Origin of the sequence: Chryseobacterium formosum, assembly GCF_026460885.1 — a bacterium.
In the GTDB taxonomy this organism is placed as follows: Bacteria; Bacteroidota; Bacteroidia; order Flavobacteriales; family Weeksellaceae; genus Chryseobacterium; species Chryseobacterium formosus.
In genome coordinates this window covers 142,515-158,774 of the sequence record NZ_JAOVZW010000008.1, presented here as the reverse complement: position 1 = coordinate 158,774, position 16,260 = coordinate 142,515, and the positions used below count along the sequence as shown (strand labels likewise).

Sequence of the window (16,260 nt, the reverse complement as noted above, 5' to 3'; positions counted from 1 at the left end):
CAAAAGTCACAAAAGATATTTTTGCGTTATATTTTTAGAGCATTTCAAAAGCTCACAAAATGAAAATTTTAGATTTTAAAAATGTATTTTGTTCTTTTAAACTTAATGCTTAAAACAATTATATTAAAGTTTTTGTCGATTTTGTGGTATAATTAAACTTTATGAAAATGTGTCGGGAATGCATTCTCTGGTTTCATTTTTAAAACATTTAATAAGATCCATGATTTTAAAAATCCATAACCGTAAGAAAACATTTGAATGTACGTAGAAATAACCGCCATTCCCGCAATTGCAATATTTTTAGTTACAATCATAGCATGAAGCAAAACCATCATAGTATACAACCCGAAAAGTGATAGAACAAAACCTTTTTGTAAGATAAAATATTCAATAAATCCTAAAACGTAACCTAACAGAAATAAAGTCGGGAACGCAAAAGAAATCTTCACATAATTTGGATGTCTTTGATTTAGAATTGGTCTTGCACAACCAAATTGATAAACCTGTTTTGAGAATTTTCCAAAGTCTACTCTTCTTTTATGATAAACGGCAATTGTATCAAAAAAAGCTGTTGTGAAACCATTTTCCCAAAGTGTCATCGATAAATCCGGATCTTCCCCAATTCTCATCTCTGAAAAACCACCAACTTTTTCGAAAACTTCTTTTTTCACACCCATATTGAAACTTCTGGGTTGAAATTTTGAAACCGCCTTTTTATTCCCTCTGATTCCACCAGTTGTAAAAACGGAAGTCATCGAGTAAGAAATTGCTTTTTGCATCAGATTAAAACCTCTATGAGCTTTATCGGCTCCACCAAATGCATCACAAGGAATGGAAAGAATACCATTTTTAATATTTTCAATATAATCATTCTCAACAATCACATCGCTGTCTACAAAAACCAACCAGTCATTCGAAGCTCTTTTTGCACCGTAATTTCTCGACAAACCAGGTCCAGAATTCGTTTTTTTGAAATATTTTATATTTAAAATTTCCTCAAAATTGTGAATCGTTGGTTTCAAATCAATTAAAGAACCATCATCAACAATGATTACTTCAAAATCTTTATCAGTCTGAGCATTGAGTGAATTGAGAAGTTCAAAAAGTTCATCTTTTCGATTAAATATGGCAACAACGATGGAAATAGTAGGTTTCAAATTGAAAATTTTTCAAAATTAAAGATTTGAAAAGGAATCTCAATGTATTTTAAAACAATTTATGATTTTAATTTAGATGGAAATGATGAATTTAAAATAAACAATAAAAACCACTGAGATAATAAATAAAATTAAAGAAAAACTGAACAATAAAAGTTTAGACAAATTTTTAAAGTAAAAAAGCCCTAGATGATAAAGGCTGAAAAATGCAATAAAAGAAATTACAAAGCCTGCAAGAATACAAATTAACAAAGTCTGCGAGTAATTATCTTCGGGTAAAGGATTTTTAAATACCATAAAATAAAGAATGGAAGCTATCACGAGAAAGCTTCCACTCCATAATTCTGTGGTGTATTTTGATTTTTTTGAATATTTACTCTTCTTTTCAGAATCCGAAGAAGATTTTGAAGAAAATCCGAAATCTAAAAATTCAACGAGAATTTCTAAACCGTCAAACAAATCAAAAGGCATATTTTACTCTTCTTTATTTTCTAATTTATGCAATTTCTTCGTTCCTTCATACATTTCATACTGCAAAAATCTTGTCTCCAATTTTCCGTTGAACAATTTTATTTTTCTTGAAGGTCGAAGTCCGATTTTCTTTACAGCTTCCAAATCTGAAGAAATTAACCAAGCTAAAGTATTCGGATAACTTGTTTTGAAAGTGTCACCTATTTTCTTGTAAAAGTCATCATCATTGATAGAAATTCTCTCGTCATAAGGCGGATTGAAAACCATCAACAACGGGAATAAATCTTTTTTGGTATCGAAGAAATTTTCTCTTCTCACTTCGATAATGTCTTCCATTTCTGCAGATTCTATATTTGCTGCTGCTGCATTTAACATTCTTCCATCAATGTCATAACCTACAATTTTACCTGTAAATTCTCTTACACGATTTATTCTTACTTCTTTTATTTTAGAAAATAAATCAGAATCATAATTGTTCCAGTTTTGGAAACCAAATCTTCTTCTGAAAGTTTGCGCCGGAAGATCTAAAGCAATCATTGCCGCTTCAATTAAAAGTGTTCCCGAACCGCACATTGGATCAAGGAAATTTCCTTTTCCGTCCCAACCTGCCAATTGCAACATTCCGCTTGCCAAAACTTCATTAATCGGAGCTTCTCCCTGCTCTTTTCTGTACCCTCTTTTAAATAAAGCATCACCTGAAGAATCTAACGAAATTGTCACCAATTCTCTGTCAATGTGCAAGTGAAATTTAATATCCGGAGATTTCGTTTCTATACTTGGTCTTTTCCCGTATTTATTTTGAAAATAATCTACGATTGCATCCTTCATTTTGAAAGTCATAAACTGAGAATGGCTGAATCTTTCAGAATTCACCGTTGAATCAATCGCAAAAGTCTGATCAACATCCATAAACTGATCCCACTCAAACTTGAAAAGTTTATCGTAATATTTACTTTCATTATACGCTTTGAATTCCTCAATCGGAACCAAAACTTTCAAAGCCGTTCTAGCCGAATAATTTACTTTATATAGAAAGCCCAAATCACCTTCACAGTTTACTGCACGGTTTTTAAGCTCAACATTTCTCCCCCCTAATTTTTTAACTTCCTCAGCAAGAATTGGTTCTAATCCGAAGAATGTTTTTATCTGAATTTTTAGATTTTCTGTATCCATTTTGCAAAAATAGTCATTTTAGTTATTGGTTGTCAGTTTATAGTTGATAGAAATCATCGGATGTGATAAAAACCATCAAACAACCACTACTTACCATCAACTAAAAACACTATTTTTGCAGGATGGAATGGTTTGAATCTTGGTTTGATACCCCTTATTATCATTTATTATACAGCAACAGAGACTATACAGAAGCTGAAAATTTTATTACAAAACTAACTTCAGAGTTACAGCTTCCTCAATCGGCAAAAATCATAGATTTGGCTTGTGGAAAAGGAAGACATTCGGTTTTTCTTAATAAATTGGGTTACGATGTTCTTGGTTTGGATCTTTCAAGACAAAGCATCGAACATAATAAAAAGTTTGAAAATCAGACGTTGATTTTTAATGTTCATGACATGAGAAATCCTATTGATTATGATCCTGTAGATGCTGTTTTTAATCTTTTTACCAGTTTCGGGTATTTTGACAATGAAGATGATGACAGAAAAGTTTTCCAATCTGTTTGTAATGCTTTAAAAAAGGATGGATATTTCGTTTTAGATTATCTGAATGAAGAATTCGTAAGAAACAATTTGGTTCCTGAAACCACGATTACCAGAGGAGAAATTGATTTTAAAATTTCAAAAAAAATCGAAGGCAGACATGTTGTAAAAGACATTACGTTTGAAGCCGATGGAAAATCTCATCATTATTTTGAAAAAGTAAAACTTCATACTTTGGATGCCATTAAAAATTATGCTGAAGAAAGTGGTTTTGAAAGAATTAAAATTTGGGGAGATTATCAACTAAATGATTTTAATAAAGATACTTCATTACGTTGTATCAATTTATTTAAGAAGAAATAATGATTTTCATTTTACTTATACTAAGCGTCGTTGCCGGAGTTTTCCTTGGGAAATATTTTGGTCAGAAAGAAAAATTTTCTAAAAACTTATTGATTTTAAGCGCCGGATTTTTAATTACCATTTGTTTAAATGAAGTTTTTCCGCAGGTTTATACTTCAGATATTGGAAATTTAGGAATTTTCGTTATTGGTGGTGTTTTATTACAAATGATTTTGGAAGCTTTAACAAAAGGTTTCGAGCACGGACATTTTCATCATCATGGAGAAAGTAATATTCTTCCGATGGCTTTGATGGTCGGACTTTTTATTCACGCATTTATTGAAGGAATTCCTTTGGCTAATGAAACGGATCCGTTTTCGCCTTATTTGTTGGGAATTTTATTTCACAACCTTCCAATTTCTTTTATTTTGGGTGCATTTTTATTTAACAGAACAAATTCAAAAGTATCTTATCCATCGATTCTAATTGTAGCCTTATTTGCTTTGGCTTCACCTTTCGGAATGCTTTTAGGAAACTATTTTAATCCAGCTTGGCAGCCTTACTTTTTAGCGATTGTAGGTGGAATTTTCCTCCATATTTCATCCGTAATTATTTTTGAAAGCAATAAAAATCACAATATTGACTGGTCAAAAATCGGACTGGTTATTTTGGGCGTTTCATTGGCTTTGATGATGCATTTATTTCACGATCATTCTCATGTAGGACATCATCATTAAATTTAATTTTATCAAAATTTAAATATAACAAAAAGGCTTCGAGAAAATTTCCCAAAGCCTTTTTTATATTTTAACGATATTAATTTAGAATTTCCATCCAACTGTTAAAAAGAAATTGTTTCTCACATTTTTAACATCTGAAACCACTGAATATGGAGTTGCTACATCAAAATCTCCTGAATAATATCCTGTTCCAAAGCTTTCATTTCCACTTAAGAAAGGATTTTTATATTCTGAAGTAATATTTTGATACGCTGCATCGATATAAAATTTACCAAAATCATATCCGATACCTGCTCCAATCGTATTTCTATCTCCTAAAATCAAATTACTGTAATTTACATCTCCAGTTTGACCATTATTTGAGTAAGCACTGATTGTCATTGCATCAAACGGACTTGAAGCGTAAGAATAACCACCTCTTAATCTGATAGCTTTGATTCTATATTCTGCTCCAACTTTAATTTCAGACAGGTTTTTGTAAGAATCGCTGAAGAAAGAGTTTAGCTCGCTTTCTGCATCTCCCTGAACTTTATATCTAGGTTTTGTTAATCCTAAAGTATAATCTACATTGATTGCAAAGTTTTTAGACGGAACAAATGCTCCACTTAGAGTCGCTTTCATCGGAGATTGAAATCTTCTGTCTTCAACAAAGTTATCAGCATAGATGTAACCGTCGGTTCCTGTATAATAATCAGTATAAATTCTATCCAAAGACCACCAAGTTGGCGACTCGATTGAAGCCCCCAATCTAAACTCTTTGGTAATTTTCCCAATTACACCCACACTTGCAGAGAAACCATTTGATTTTTCAGAATAAGGTGTGTATTGCTTGTCGAATGAATAAGCCGTATTGTCTAAATTTAAACCAAATTTAGCACTGTCATACTGCTCCAAATCAACATAGTGCATATTAACACTTGCCCCAACATATAAAGCGTTGTTGTAATTTGCGCCAACCCCTATATTAAATTTAGTCTGAGTGCCATATCTGTTGTAAGCGTGACCTAAATAAGAAAGATTACCTACAACAGGATTTCCGCTATTATCTACAAGATTTTTTGCAATAGAAACATTTCCATTTCCTGGAGACTCAACGTAGTTTTCAATAGACTGAGTTGATAAATTAGCACCAAGCGTTACAAACTTCCACGGACTTTCTGACATCAGCTGAAAAGTTGCTACACCGCCTAAATTTCCAATATTTACTTTATTGATATTGTAATTAACAGACGAACCCGCTAATGAACTTGTATTTTTATTTCCGCCAACAGCTAAAGTTACAGAAGCATCACCTGCAATGGCAACTCCCAAACCTGCAGGGTTAGTAAGAAGCGCAGTTGCATCTCCACCCAAAGCTCCGTTTGAACCAGCCATCGCATTAAACTTAGACGAACCTGTCATTGGAGTATTAGAATATACATCAATTGAATTTCTTATAACCGATATATCCTGAGCCTGCAGATAAAATGCCGCAGTAACACCCATTAATACTAGAGATTTTTTTAACATTATTTTTTAAATAGTTATTAAGTTTAAATTATCTACCACCAGATCTGAAACCTCCGCCTCCGCCGGATCTCATTCCACCACCGCCGCCAGAAGAACCACCTCTGAAACCGCCACCGCTGCTTCCAGAATTATTAAATCCGCCTGATCTGAAACCGCCGTTATCACTTGGTCTGTAGCTATCATTTCTTCTAGGAGCAGATTGCTGCTGCTGATTATAGTTATAATTTGGTCTTGATGGTCTTACTCCATTATTCATATTTGGATTACGGAATCCTCCTTGCTGTCCTTGTCTGAAACCGCCATTAGCATTTCCTTGTCTGAAACCTCCGTTGTTTGATCCATTTCGGAATCCGCTACTATTCGAAGAACCGTTTCTAAAACCTGATCCATTATTATTTCTGAATCCTGAAGCTACTTCAGCTCTTCTGTATGCTGATGTATTATTTTTAAATCCACTAATTCTTCCGTTCGCTCCACTTCTTGCATAAGGAACTCTGTTGTATCCACCCCAGTAACCAGCTCCACCATATCCCCAATAAGGATTTCCGTAGTAACCACCCCAGTAAGGATTGTACCAATTATTCCAACCATAGTTCCAGCCCATTCCCCAGTAAGGATTGTAGCCACCCCATCCCCAAGAGTTACCCCAGCCGAAGGACATTCCCATTCCCCAACCAGATCCCCAGTAAGAACCGAAACCGCCACCCCATCCCCAAGGTGAGCCCATTCCCCAACCCCATGAATTATCATAGTAATTGGTTTGACTTCCTGCGAAATTTCCCCAGTCAGAATCTGTTGCGTTACTATTCCAGTCATTATTTGACCAATTATTGTAACGATTATCTTGCTCTGCTGAGTTAATTTGTGAATTTTGGATTAGGTTAGAATCATCTTGATAATAATCATAATATTGTCCTACTCTATTCCCTTCATTACCATTAATGATTACACCTTCTGGTAAAGTATCTTTATTTGGGTCGTAATACACCCCATCTGTCTCGCTATATCCACCCATTTGTGCACCACAAGACATTAACAATAATCCACTTGAAATCGCCAAGATACCTTTTGATTTTAGCATTCCAAATAAATTTTTATGTATATTTCTTTTCATGATAATGTATAAATTTTTAAATTAAATTATATTTGCATCTTGTACCAAAAATATACCAATTTATTGGCAGCAAAAATCTATCAAAAATAGATTTTTATTTTTAGATTACATAATTTTAGAAAAGTTAAAATATTAAAAAAAAATTAATGGCAAAATTAACTTCAAGAAGCGAAGATTACAGCAAATGGTATAATGAATTGGTTGTAAAAGCAGATTTAGCTGAAAACTCCGGCGTAAGAGGTTCTATGGTAATTAAACCATACGGATATGCAATCTGGGAGAAAATGCGCGATGAGATGGACAGAAAGTTCAAAGAAACTGGTCACGTGAATGCTTACTTTCCACTTTTTGTACCCAAAAGTTTGTTTGAAGCAGAAGAGAAAAACGCTGAAGGTTTTGCTAAAGAATGTGCCGTAGTAACGCATTACAGACTAAAAAATGATCCAGACAATCCTGGAAAATTAATTGTAGATCCTGAAGCTAAATTAGAGGAAGAGCTTATCGTTCGTCCGACTTCCGAGGCAATTATCTGGAATACATATAAAGGATGGATTCAATCATACAGAGATTTACCTATTCTTATCAATCAATGGGCAAATGTTGTTCGTTGGGAAATGAGAACGCGTCTTTTCCTTCGAACTTCTGAATTTTTATGGCAGGAAGGTCACACCGCTCATGCTACAAAAGATGAAGCTGTTGAAGAAGCAGAAAAAATGAATAAAGTCTATGCAGATTTTGCAGAAAACTTTATGGCAATGCCCGTTGTACAAGGTCTAAAGACTCCATCAGAAAGATTTGCAGGAGCAGATGAAACCTATTGTATTGAAGCTTTAATGCAGGATGGAAAAGCACTTCAGGCAGGAACTTCTCACTTCCTTGGACAGAATTTCGCAAAAGCATTCGACGTAAAATTTACCAACAAAGAAGGAAAAATTGAGCACGCTTGGGCAACTTCTTGGGGAACTTCAACCCGTTTGATGGGAGCTTTGATTATGACACATTCTGACGATTTTGGTTTGGTTCTTCCTCCAACTTTGGCACCGATTCAGGTTGTAATTGTTCCTATTTTTAAAGGAGAAGAGCAATTAGAACAAATCAGCGAGGTTGCATTAGAAATTCAAAACAAATTAAAATTAAAAGGAATTTCTGTTAAATTTGACAATGATACTCAAAACAAACCAGGCTGGAAATTCGCTGAATATGAATTGAAAGGAGTTCCGTTGAGAATTGCAATGGGACCAAGAGATTTAGAAAATAAATCTGTTGAAATTGCAAGAAGAGATAATCTTACGAAAGAAACCCGTTCTTTGGAAGGCTTGGATTCTTACATCGAAGATTTATTGAAAACCATTCAGCAAGATATGTACACAAAGGCTTTCGAGTTTAGAAAAAATAATTTTACAAAAGTAGATTCTTACGAAGAATTCAAAAAAGTATTAAAAGAAAAACCAGGATTTATCTACGCTCATTGGGACGGAACTGCTGAAGAAGAAGAGCAAATCAAGGAAGAAACTAAAGCAACCATCAGATGTATTCCTTTGGATGATGACATTGAAGAAGGGGTTTCTTTAATTTCAGGAAAACCCTCAAAAAGAAGAGTATTATTTGCGAAAGCTTACTAACACTTAACATAATAATTATTAAATCTGCAAAAATTCATAAGTTTTTGCAGATTTTTTTTGAAAAAATAATATTTGGAAAGATTTTTGTTTAAATTTAGATAACATTAATTCAAAATAATATAATATGTCATTAAACATTATTGATCTTATCAAAGGGCAGCTTGGTTCTGCATTTGTTTCTCAGGCTGCATCGCAACTTGGAGAAAGTGAAGCGGGAGTTTCTAAAGCCATTTCTGGTTTACTTCCGGTAATTGTAGGCGGATTAGCCAACAATTCTGATAAACCTTCGGTCTTGGATTCTATCTCAAATGCATCTTCGCAAGGCATTTTGGGGAATTTATTTGATTCAAATTCTAATAATTCTTTTATTTCAGGATTATTAACCTCTATTTTTGGTGATAAGTTGAGCGGAATTATCAATGCTATTGCTACTTATGCAGGGATCAGCAATAATTCTTCATCTTCCTTACTAAATTTAGTGACAGGAGCAACAGTAGGTTCTGTAGGACAATATGCCGCAGATCATAATTTAGACAAAACAGGTATTTCATCATTATTAAATGATCAGAAAGGAATTGTTTCCACACTTTTACCTGCAGGTCTATCTTTAGCATCTTTAAATGTCGGAGATTGGGCAAAAGGTTACAAATTTGACAATGACCAAGACGAAATAAAACCTGTAACTCACGAAGAACCAAAGGTTGAAGTAACAAGAAGCGTTGCAGATGGCGGAACTTTCCCTGACCGAGCAACTTCTTCGGAAGGCGGCTCAATCTGGAAATGGCTTCTTCCTATATTATTATTAATTGCAGCATCTTACTTTTTATGGAAGCAATGCAATAAAAAAGAAACAACTACTACAACGACAGTTACAGGTGATTCTTTAAACGTTTCTGAAGATTCATCATCAATGCCGATGGATTCAAACACAACGGCAACTGTAACAAAAGTTGACGAAGACATCGATCTCAATGGAACTGCGCTGAAAGGTTACAAAGGCGGAATGGAAGATCAAATGATTACTTTCCTGAAAACTGACGGATATAAAAACGCAGCCAACGATGATGCTTTAAAAACCAAATGGTACGATTTCGATCACGTAAATTTTAAAATTGGAAGCGCAAATGCTTTGGAAGCTGGTTCGGAAGGACAATTACAAAACTTGGTAGCAATTTTAAAAGCTTTTCCAGATTCTAAAATTAAAATCGGTGGTTACACAGATAAAACCGGTGACGAAGCTAAAAACAAAAAACTTTCTGCAGACAGAGCCAATTATATCAAAGATTGGTTAGGAAAACAAGGTGTAGGAACACAAGTTATTGCAGCCGATGGATATGGAAGCGAATTTGCAAAAGTAGATGCTTCTGCTTCAAATGACGAAAGAGCGGTCGACAGAAAAATGTCTGTGAGATTTGCAAAATAATCTCATTCACACATAAATAATTAAAATCCCGGAAATATTTTCGGGATTTTTTTGGTAAAATAGATTTCCATTTCATTTATTTAATTAAATTTGTTAGTCATTTCTAACAATGACTAGTTTTAATATGAAAAACGCTTGGCGAAAAGATAAAACATCACATTCATTACCAGAGGTATTTTCCTCAATTTCTATCCCTAAAGGTTCAGGTTTTTGGCGAAAATATTTAGCATTTGCAGGTCCCGGACTAATGGTTGCAGTTGGTTATATGGATCCAGGAAACTGGGCAACCGATATTGCAGGAGGATCACAATTTGGTTATACTCTACTTTCGGTAATTCTTATTTCTAATATTTTCGCAATGGTTTTGCAGCATCTTTCTGTGAAACTAGGTGTTGTTGCAGAAAGAGATTTAGCTCAAGCTTGTAGAGATCATTTTAAACCTACAACCAATTTTATTCTTTGGATTTTTTGTGAAATTGCCATCGCTGCCTGTGATTTGGCGGAAGTAATAGGTTCTGCCATTGCATTAAATTTACTTTTTGGAATTCCTTTAACCTGGGGAATTGTGATTACAACGATTGATGTTTTAATCATTTTATTGCTTCAGGCAAAAGGTTTCAGGTGGATTGAAAGCATTGTTGCCGGACTTATGTTTATTATTCTCGTTTGTTTCGGGTATGAAGTAATTATTTCAAAACCTGAAATCAACGCTATTTTAGGAGGTTTAATTCCACAAAAAGAAATCATTACAAACCCCGCAATGCTTTACATCGGAATCGGAATTCTCGGCGCCACGGTAATGCCACATAATCTTTACCTTCACAGCAGTATTGTGCAAACAAGAGATTATACACGTGATAAAGAAGGAAAAAAGGAAGCGATAAAATTTGCCACTTTAGACAGCACGGTTTCTTTATTATTAGCATTTTTCATTAATGCAGCCATCTTAATTTTAGCCGCCGCAACTTTTCATACGACAGGAAATCAACACATTGCAGATATTCACGATGCTTACAAAATGTTGACTCCTATTTTAGGCGCTTCAATGGCAAGTATTGCTTTTGCGATTGCACTTTTAGCTTCCGGACAAAATTCTACTTTAACAGGTACTCTTGCCGGACAAATCGTAATGGAAGGATTCTTAAATATTCGTCTTAAACCGTGGCTTAGAAGACTGATTACGAGATTAATTGCAGTAATTCCGGCATTAATAGTGACTATTATCTATGGCGAACAAGGCACAACAGATCTTTTAGTTTTAAGTCAGGTTATTTTATCGATGCAATTAAGTTTTGCGGTTGTTCCTTTAGTAATGTTTACCAACGACAAAGCTAAAATGGGTGAATTTGCCAACAAAGCATTCTTAAAAATCTGTGTTTGGATTATTACGATTGTGATTATTGTTTTGAATTTGTATTTATTGTACCAAACATTTTTTGGAGAATAGACTGGTAAAACCGTCTTTTTCTTAAAAAAAGTGATAAACCTGTTATGCATTTTAAATCATTGTCTTTCGAAAAAAGTAAAAAGGCTTAGTTTAACTTGACATCTAACTTATTACAATTTTTTTGTATAGCCTTGCGTTTTTTTATCGCCAGGAAAAACAATGTTTTTATAATAAATTCTGTTTTTAAGGTAAACAATGGCATTTCATTTAGCAAAAAAAATACAAAGACTTTAATTATCAACTACTTGGCATTGTCTGCAAAATGCACAACGTTAAATGATAATATTTTTTCACAAAAGCACAAATCTTTAATACTGCATTATATCCTTTTTTGGATGACAAACTTCGTGGGTATTTTTCAAATATTTTGAATAGAAGACTGCAACCTTAGCCCCGATTGTAATGGAAATCCTTTTTTGCAAAAAAAGATTGTAATGGAAAGCGGGAAAAAGCTCCTAAAAAAATATTTTTAAATCTGCCTAAATGTCATTCTTTTTTCTTTGGCAGAATGTTTGACAAACAACTTCTAAATAGTTATTGAAATATGGAAAATCAGGATATCAACGAAGAAAACATCAATAAACAAGAAGAAAACACAACTCAAACTGAAGAAACAGTTCAGGAAAATGTGACAGAAATACCTACTCCGGAAGAACTTTTGGCAGTAGAAAAAGACCGTTACATCAGACTGTACGCAGAGTTTGAAAACTATAAAAAAAGGACTTCAAAAGAGAAAATGGAATTCTTCACGTATGCCAATCAGGATATGATGGTTTCTATGTTGGGAGTTTTGGATGATTTTGAAAGAGCTATAAAAGAAATTGCTAAAAACGGTAATGAATCTGACCTTCAGGGTGTTGAATTAATTTACAACAAATTTAAAAACAAACTGACTGAAAAAGGATTAAAAATAATGGAAGTAAAAGCTGGAGACAGCTTTAATGTAGATTTCCACGAAGCTATTACTCAAATCCCTTCTCCTTCTGAAGATTTGAAAGGTAAAATAGTAGATGTTATCGAAACAGGATATACTTTAGGTGACAAAGTAATTCGTTTTGCAAAAGTTGTAACAGGAAACTAAAATTCATTAATGATAAATGATGAGTGATAATTGAGAATAATTTTCACTTATGAAATTTTAAAATCAGTTATCATTTATCAATCATCAATTATAATATATCATGTCAAAAAGAGATTATTACGAGGTTCTTGAGGTAAGCAAATCTGCGAGTGCCGACGAAATAAAGAAAGCATACCGAAAAATGGCTATTAAATATCACCCAGATAAAAATCCGGGAGATAAAGAAGCTGAAGAAAAATTTAAAGAAGCTGCAGAAGCTTACGAAGTTTTAAGTGACGATAACAAAAAAGCCCGCTACGACCAATACGGTCACGCAGGAGTTGGCGGTGCCGGTGGTTTTGGCGGAGGAGGCTTCGGTGGCGGTATGAACATGGAAGATATTTTCAGCCAGTTTGGTGATATTTTCGGTGGTGGCGGTTTCGGAGGATTTGGTGGCGGCGGTGGTCGTCAACAGGTGAAAGGTTCTAATTTAAGAATCAGAATCAAGCTGAATCTTGAAGAGATGGTGAACGGAAGCCAAAAAACTCTTAAAGTAAAAAAAATGAAGATGGCAGAAGGTGCCACTTCAAAAACCTGCCCAACTTGTAACGGAGCCGGTGTTCAGATGAAAGTGATGAACACAATGTTCGGACAGATGCAGACTCAAACCACTTGTGGAACCTGTCAGGGAATCGGAAAAGTTGCCGATAAAATTCCTGCAGGAGCAAATGCACAAGGTTTAATAAAGGACGAAGAAGAAATTACGATCAATATTCCTGCAGGAGCAAGAGACGGAATCCAGCTTAATGTAAGAGGAAAAGGTAACGACGCACCTTTTGGTGGTGTTCCCGGAGATCTTTTGGTCATTGTAGAAGAAGAAGTTGATAAAACAATAAAGAGAGAAGGCGATAATCTTCATCAGGAATTGTATATTTCTTTTGCTGAAGCAGCTTTAGGAACTAAAAAAGAAATTCCTACCGTTGGCGGAAAAGTAAAAATTACTGTTGATCCTGGAACTCAATCCGGAAAAATACTGAGATTAGCCGGAAAAGGTTTGCCAAGTATCGACAGTTACGGAAAAGGCGATATGTTTATCCACATCAATGTATGGACACCGCAAAAACTTACGAAAGATCAAAAAGACTTCTTTGAAAAACAGATGAGCAGCGGAGAAATGGTTGCAGAACCGTCTGGAAAAGAAAAAACTTTCTTTGATAAAGTAAAAGATTTATTTAATTAAAAAATACTTGAAAAGAGGCTTTTTAAAGTCTCTTTTTATTTTTAAATTTACATCGATTTAAAATTTGACATTTTCCTGAAAAAGGATATTGTAAATATACAGCCATGAATTATAAGCTTGAACTGCGTACCCCTGACTCACAACCTAAACTGATTTTCCATGCCATCACTTTTGATGCCTTTAAAGTGAATATCGTGGAAAGATATTGTGGTGTGAAACCATTGTTATGCGATGTTTTATTTAGAGTAAGAACTTTAGATAATCAAATCATTAATAGAAAAGACGGACACGTAAAAATCAGAATTAAAGATGAAGATCTTGAAATCTACCAAAGATTGCTAAAAGTTTTCAAGTCTTACGACTATAAAAATAAATTAATCAGCAGAAGAGATGCAGAGCAGGATCTTGTGCATTTTATTTTGAGATTGGTCATCATAAACTATGAGCTAAACTAAAAATTTTCTATATTTTCGTACAAGTTAACTGCGAAAATATTTTTTCATGAGAAAAGCTTTTGTTCTTTCATTGGTTTGCGCAATCGGTTACGCACAAGAAAATCCGAGATATTTATCCGACGAACTTTACTTTGCAGATCCTTCTGCTCATGTTTTTGACGGGAAAATTTATATTTATCCGTCCCATGACATTCAGACTGATGTGAAAGATGCAGCAAACGGTGCACACTTCAACATGAATGATTATCATGTTCTCACGTTGAATAATGTGAACGAAAAAACAAAAGATAATGGAATTGCTTTAAAACTTGAAGATATTCCTTGGGCAAAACAACAGCTTTGGGCTCCCGATGCCGTAAAAAAAGGAAATAAATATTACTTATATTTTCCGGCAAAAGATAAAAATGATTTGTTTAAAATAGGAGTTGCGGTAAGTAAAAATCCAACAGGTCCTTTTAAAGCCGAAAAAAATCCTATCGCAGGAACATATAGCATAGATCCGACAGTTTTAGACGATAAAGGAAAATATTATATTTATTTTGGCGGTTTAAAAGGCGGGCAACTTCAGAATTACAGGAACAATCAATATTCTACAAATTACCCTGAACTTCAAAAGGAAGAAAATGCTTTGCTTCCGAAAATTGCCCGATTAAAGAACAATATGAAAGAACTTGCTGAAGTTCCAAAAGATGTTTTGATTGTAGATGAAAACGGGAATCAGTTAAAATCCGGAGATCAGCATCGTCGCTTTTTTGAAGGAGTTTGGGTTCATCAATACAACAACAAATACTACCTTTCCTACTCCACCGGAGAAACTCATAAATTGGTTTATGCAATCGGTGACAATCCTTACGGGCCGTTTATATTTAAAGGAGAAATCTTGACTCCAGTTGTTGGCTGGACAACTCATCACAGTATCATAAAAATTGATAAAGAATGGTATCTTTTTTATCATGATTCAAAAAAATCAGGTGGAAAAAGTTATCTGAGAAGTTTGAAAATCAGAGAATTAAAATATGATGAGAATGGTTTGATTCAAACCATGAACGGACAAGATTAATTACAATACATATTTCAGTTTTCGATTCAAAAAAACCAATAATAGACTTACCGGAATTAAAATTAATAAAAAGATTAGAATTTTATATTCCGAAGTTATTTCTTTATAAAAATCAGATTTCATAATCAACGGATGCACAACATAAATGGCGGTTGAAAGACTTGCCAAAATTTTCGACTGTGTTTTAAAATAGATTTTCTGACCATATAAAAAGAGAATCGGGCTTACAAAAAGTAAAGAAAATAGAATATCTGTACTTTCTGAGCTTATCATTCTGTAATTGAAATAAGCCTCCGCAACAACCAATAATACTGAAAAAATAACCAGTACATAGGAATATTTACACTTTTCAAAATCAATTTTCAGTTTATTCATCAGAAAGCCAATTGTTAAAAAGGGAAAGCATACAAAAAGGAAATTCCTATACAAAAGATAATCATTCAAAAGTGAATCTGATTTAGGATTTAAGTGATGCAAATTTCCAAAAATCTGAATTATATATCCTATTCCGAAAAGAAGAAAAACCAAAACTGACAGCAAAATCACTTTCTGATTTCTTAACAGAAATAAAATAATTCCGGAGAAAAACGTTCCAATTAAATACCACAAATGATGGTACCCGAAAATTGCAGTAAGCCAAACCTGATCGTTATCTTTCCAATACGAAATATAAACCAGCATCCAGATTGCATATAATAAAAATGTTCTGAAAAGCCATTTTTGAAGTTTTTTGGTGGTATCAATATGAAAAAAATAGAATCCTGTAATGACTAAAAAAACAGGAACCGCAATCCTAAAAACACCATTAACCAAAAGGAAACTCATCATCGGATAAGTTTCTTTAAGAAAATTCATATGTAGAAACACGACAAATAATGCCAGTATAATTTTTAAAACATCAATGGTTAAGTTTCTACCCATAATCTACTGAAAATCAAATTATTCAAACAAATTAAATGATA

At 33.8% G+C, this 16,260-nt stretch carries 15 protein-coding genes; 9 read left to right on the top strand and 6 right to left on the bottom strand.

Going from position 1 to position 16,260, the window contains the following annotated elements; genetic code table 11:
* Window positions 1–152: 152 nt before the first annotated feature.
* The 3 genes from OF897_RS07105 to OF897_RS07095 all read right to left on the bottom strand — a co-directional run bounded on the left by OF897_RS07105 (window position 153) and on the right by OF897_RS07095 (window position 2,801).
* On the bottom strand, window positions 153–1,157 hold the full coding sequence (locus OF897_RS07105; protein ID WP_267264997.1) for a glycosyltransferase: 1,005 nt from the start codon (window positions 1,155–1,157) through the stop codon (window positions 153–155).
* 72 nt (window positions 1,158–1,229) lie between these two features.
* On the bottom strand, window positions 1,230–1,628 hold the full coding sequence (locus OF897_RS07100; RefSeq protein ID WP_267264996.1) for a branched-chain amino acid ABC transporter substrate-binding protein: 399 nt from the start codon (window positions 1,626–1,628) through the stop codon (window positions 1,230–1,232).
* Window positions 1,629–1,631: 3 nt separating this feature from the next.
* Window positions 1,632–2,801, bottom strand: a complete 1,170-nt coding sequence (locus tag OF897_RS07095) for a THUMP domain-containing class I SAM-dependent RNA methyltransferase (protein WP_267264995.1) — start codon at window positions 2,799–2,801, stop codon at window positions 1,632–1,634.
* A 122-nt stretch (window positions 2,802–2,923) separates the two neighbouring features.
* Here OF897_RS07095 and OF897_RS07090 point away from each other — a divergent pair, with 122 nt between their 5' ends.
* Entirely contained in the window at window positions 2,924–3,649 is a 726-nt protein-coding gene (locus OF897_RS07090) for a class I SAM-dependent DNA methyltransferase (protein WP_267264994.1), read from the top strand.
* Entirely contained in the window at window positions 3,649–4,365 is a 717-nt protein-coding gene (locus tag OF897_RS07085; protein ID WP_267264993.1) for a ZIP family metal transporter, read from the top strand. The genes OF897_RS07090 and OF897_RS07085 overlap by 1 nt, the downstream gene beginning before the upstream one ends.
* 84 nt (window positions 4,366–4,449) lie before the next feature.
* Here OF897_RS07085 and OF897_RS07080 read toward each other — a convergent pair whose 3' ends face one another.
* A complete protein-coding gene (locus tag OF897_RS07080) occupies window positions 4,450–5,877 on the bottom strand; it encodes an OmpP1/FadL family transporter (RefSeq protein WP_267264992.1) in 1,428 nt (475 codons plus the stop codon).
* Between the two features lie 28 nt (window positions 5,878–5,905).
* Window positions 5,906–6,991, bottom strand: coding sequence for a prolyl-tRNA synthetase (locus OF897_RS21590; protein ID WP_323809031.1), 1,086 nt, complete (start codon window positions 6,989–6,991; stop codon window positions 5,906–5,908).
* Between the two features lie 146 nt (window positions 6,992–7,137).
* Here OF897_RS21590 and proS point away from each other — a divergent pair, with 146 nt between their 5' ends.
* The 7 genes from proS to OF897_RS07040 all read left to right on the top strand — a co-directional run bounded on the left by proS (window position 7,138) and on the right by OF897_RS07040 (window position 15,298).
* Entirely contained in the window at window positions 7,138–8,613 is a 1,476-nt protein-coding gene (proS, locus tag OF897_RS07070; RefSeq protein ID WP_267264991.1) for a proline--tRNA ligase, read from the top strand.
* Window positions 8,614–8,737: 124 nt separating this feature from the next.
* On the top strand, window positions 8,738–10,036 hold the full coding sequence (locus OF897_RS07065) for an OmpA family protein (RefSeq protein WP_267264990.1): 1,299 nt from the start codon (window positions 8,738–8,740) through the stop codon (window positions 10,034–10,036).
* A gap of 109 nt (window positions 10,037–10,145) precedes the next feature.
* Window positions 10,146–11,483 carry an Nramp family divalent metal transporter gene (locus tag OF897_RS07060; RefSeq protein WP_267264989.1) on the top strand — a complete coding sequence of 446 codons (1,338 nt, stop codon included), beginning with the start codon at window positions 10,146–10,148 and terminating at the stop codon, window positions 11,481–11,483.
* 544 nt (window positions 11,484–12,027) lie between these two features.
* Window positions 12,028–12,564 carry a nucleotide exchange factor GrpE gene (locus tag OF897_RS07055; protein WP_267264988.1) on the top strand — a complete coding sequence of 179 codons (537 nt, stop codon included), beginning with the start codon at window positions 12,028–12,030 and terminating at the stop codon, window positions 12,562–12,564.
* A 100-nt stretch (window positions 12,565–12,664) separates the two neighbouring features.
* Window positions 12,665–13,783 (top strand): molecular chaperone DnaJ, encoded by a 1,119-nt coding sequence (dnaJ, locus tag OF897_RS07050; RefSeq protein WP_267264987.1) that lies wholly within the window; start codon window positions 12,665–12,667, stop codon window positions 13,781–13,783.
* Window positions 13,784–13,887: 104 nt separating this feature from the next.
* Window positions 13,888–14,238: a prevent-host-death protein gene (locus tag OF897_RS07045; RefSeq protein WP_267264986.1), complete on the top strand. Its 351-nt coding sequence runs from the start codon at window positions 13,888–13,890 to the stop codon at window positions 14,236–14,238.
* A gap of 46 nt (window positions 14,239–14,284) precedes the next feature.
* On the top strand, window positions 14,285–15,298 hold the full coding sequence (locus tag OF897_RS07040) for a glycoside hydrolase family 43 protein (protein ID WP_267264985.1): 1,014 nt from the start codon (window positions 14,285–14,287) through the stop codon (window positions 15,296–15,298).
* On the opposite strand, the gene OF897_RS07035 is transcribed toward OF897_RS07040, so the two are convergent.
* Window positions 15,299–16,219: an acyltransferase family protein gene (locus OF897_RS07035; protein WP_267264984.1), complete on the bottom strand. Its 921-nt coding sequence runs from the start codon at window positions 16,217–16,219 to the stop codon at window positions 15,299–15,301.
* Window positions 16,220–16,260: the final 41 nt, after the last annotated feature.

Bases quoted from the DNA above. Each gene is read 5' to 3' on its own strand.
- OF897_RS07080 (WP_267264992.1), bottom strand. From the start codon at position 5,877: ATGTTAAAAAAATCTCTAGTATTAATGGGTGTTACTGCGGCATTTTAT.
- dnaJ (WP_267264987.1), top strand. From the start codon at position 12,665: ATGTCAAAAAGAGATTATTACGAGGTTCTTGAGGTAAGCAAATCTGCG.
- OF897_RS07040 (WP_267264985.1), top strand. From the start codon at position 14,285: ATGAGAAAAGCTTTTGTTCTTTCATTGGTTTGCGCAATCGGTTACGCA.
- OF897_RS07045 (WP_267264986.1), top strand. From the start codon at position 13,888: ATGAATTATAAGCTTGAACTGCGTACCCCTGACTCACAACCTAAACTG.
- OF897_RS07100 (WP_267264996.1), bottom strand. From the start codon at position 1,628: ATGCCTTTTGATTTGTTTGACGGTTTAGAAATTCTCGTTGAATTTTTA.
- proS (WP_267264991.1), top strand. From the start codon at position 7,138: ATGGCAAAATTAACTTCAAGAAGCGAAGATTACAGCAAATGGTATAAT.
- OF897_RS21590 (WP_323809031.1), bottom strand. From the start codon at position 6,991: ATGAAAAGAAATATACATAAAAATTTATTTGGAATGCTAAAATCAAAA.
- OF897_RS07090 (WP_267264994.1), top strand. From the start codon at position 2,924: ATGGAATGGTTTGAATCTTGGTTTGATACCCCTTATTATCATTTATTA.
- OF897_RS07085 (WP_267264993.1), top strand. From the start codon at position 3,649: ATGATTTTCATTTTACTTATACTAAGCGTCGTTGCCGGAGTTTTCCTT.
- OF897_RS07060 (WP_267264989.1), top strand. From the start codon at position 10,146: ATGACTAGTTTTAATATGAAAAACGCTTGGCGAAAAGATAAAACATCA.
- OF897_RS07035 (WP_267264984.1), bottom strand. From the start codon at position 16,219: ATGGGTAGAAACTTAACCATTGATGTTTTAAAAATTATACTGGCATTA.
- OF897_RS07055 (WP_267264988.1), top strand. From the start codon at position 12,028: ATGGAAAATCAGGATATCAACGAAGAAAACATCAATAAACAAGAAGAA.
- OF897_RS07065 (WP_267264990.1), top strand. From the start codon at position 8,738: ATGTCATTAAACATTATTGATCTTATCAAAGGGCAGCTTGGTTCTGCA.
- OF897_RS07095 (WP_267264995.1), bottom strand. From the start codon at position 2,801: ATGGATACAGAAAATCTAAAAATTCAGATAAAAACATTCTTCGGATTA.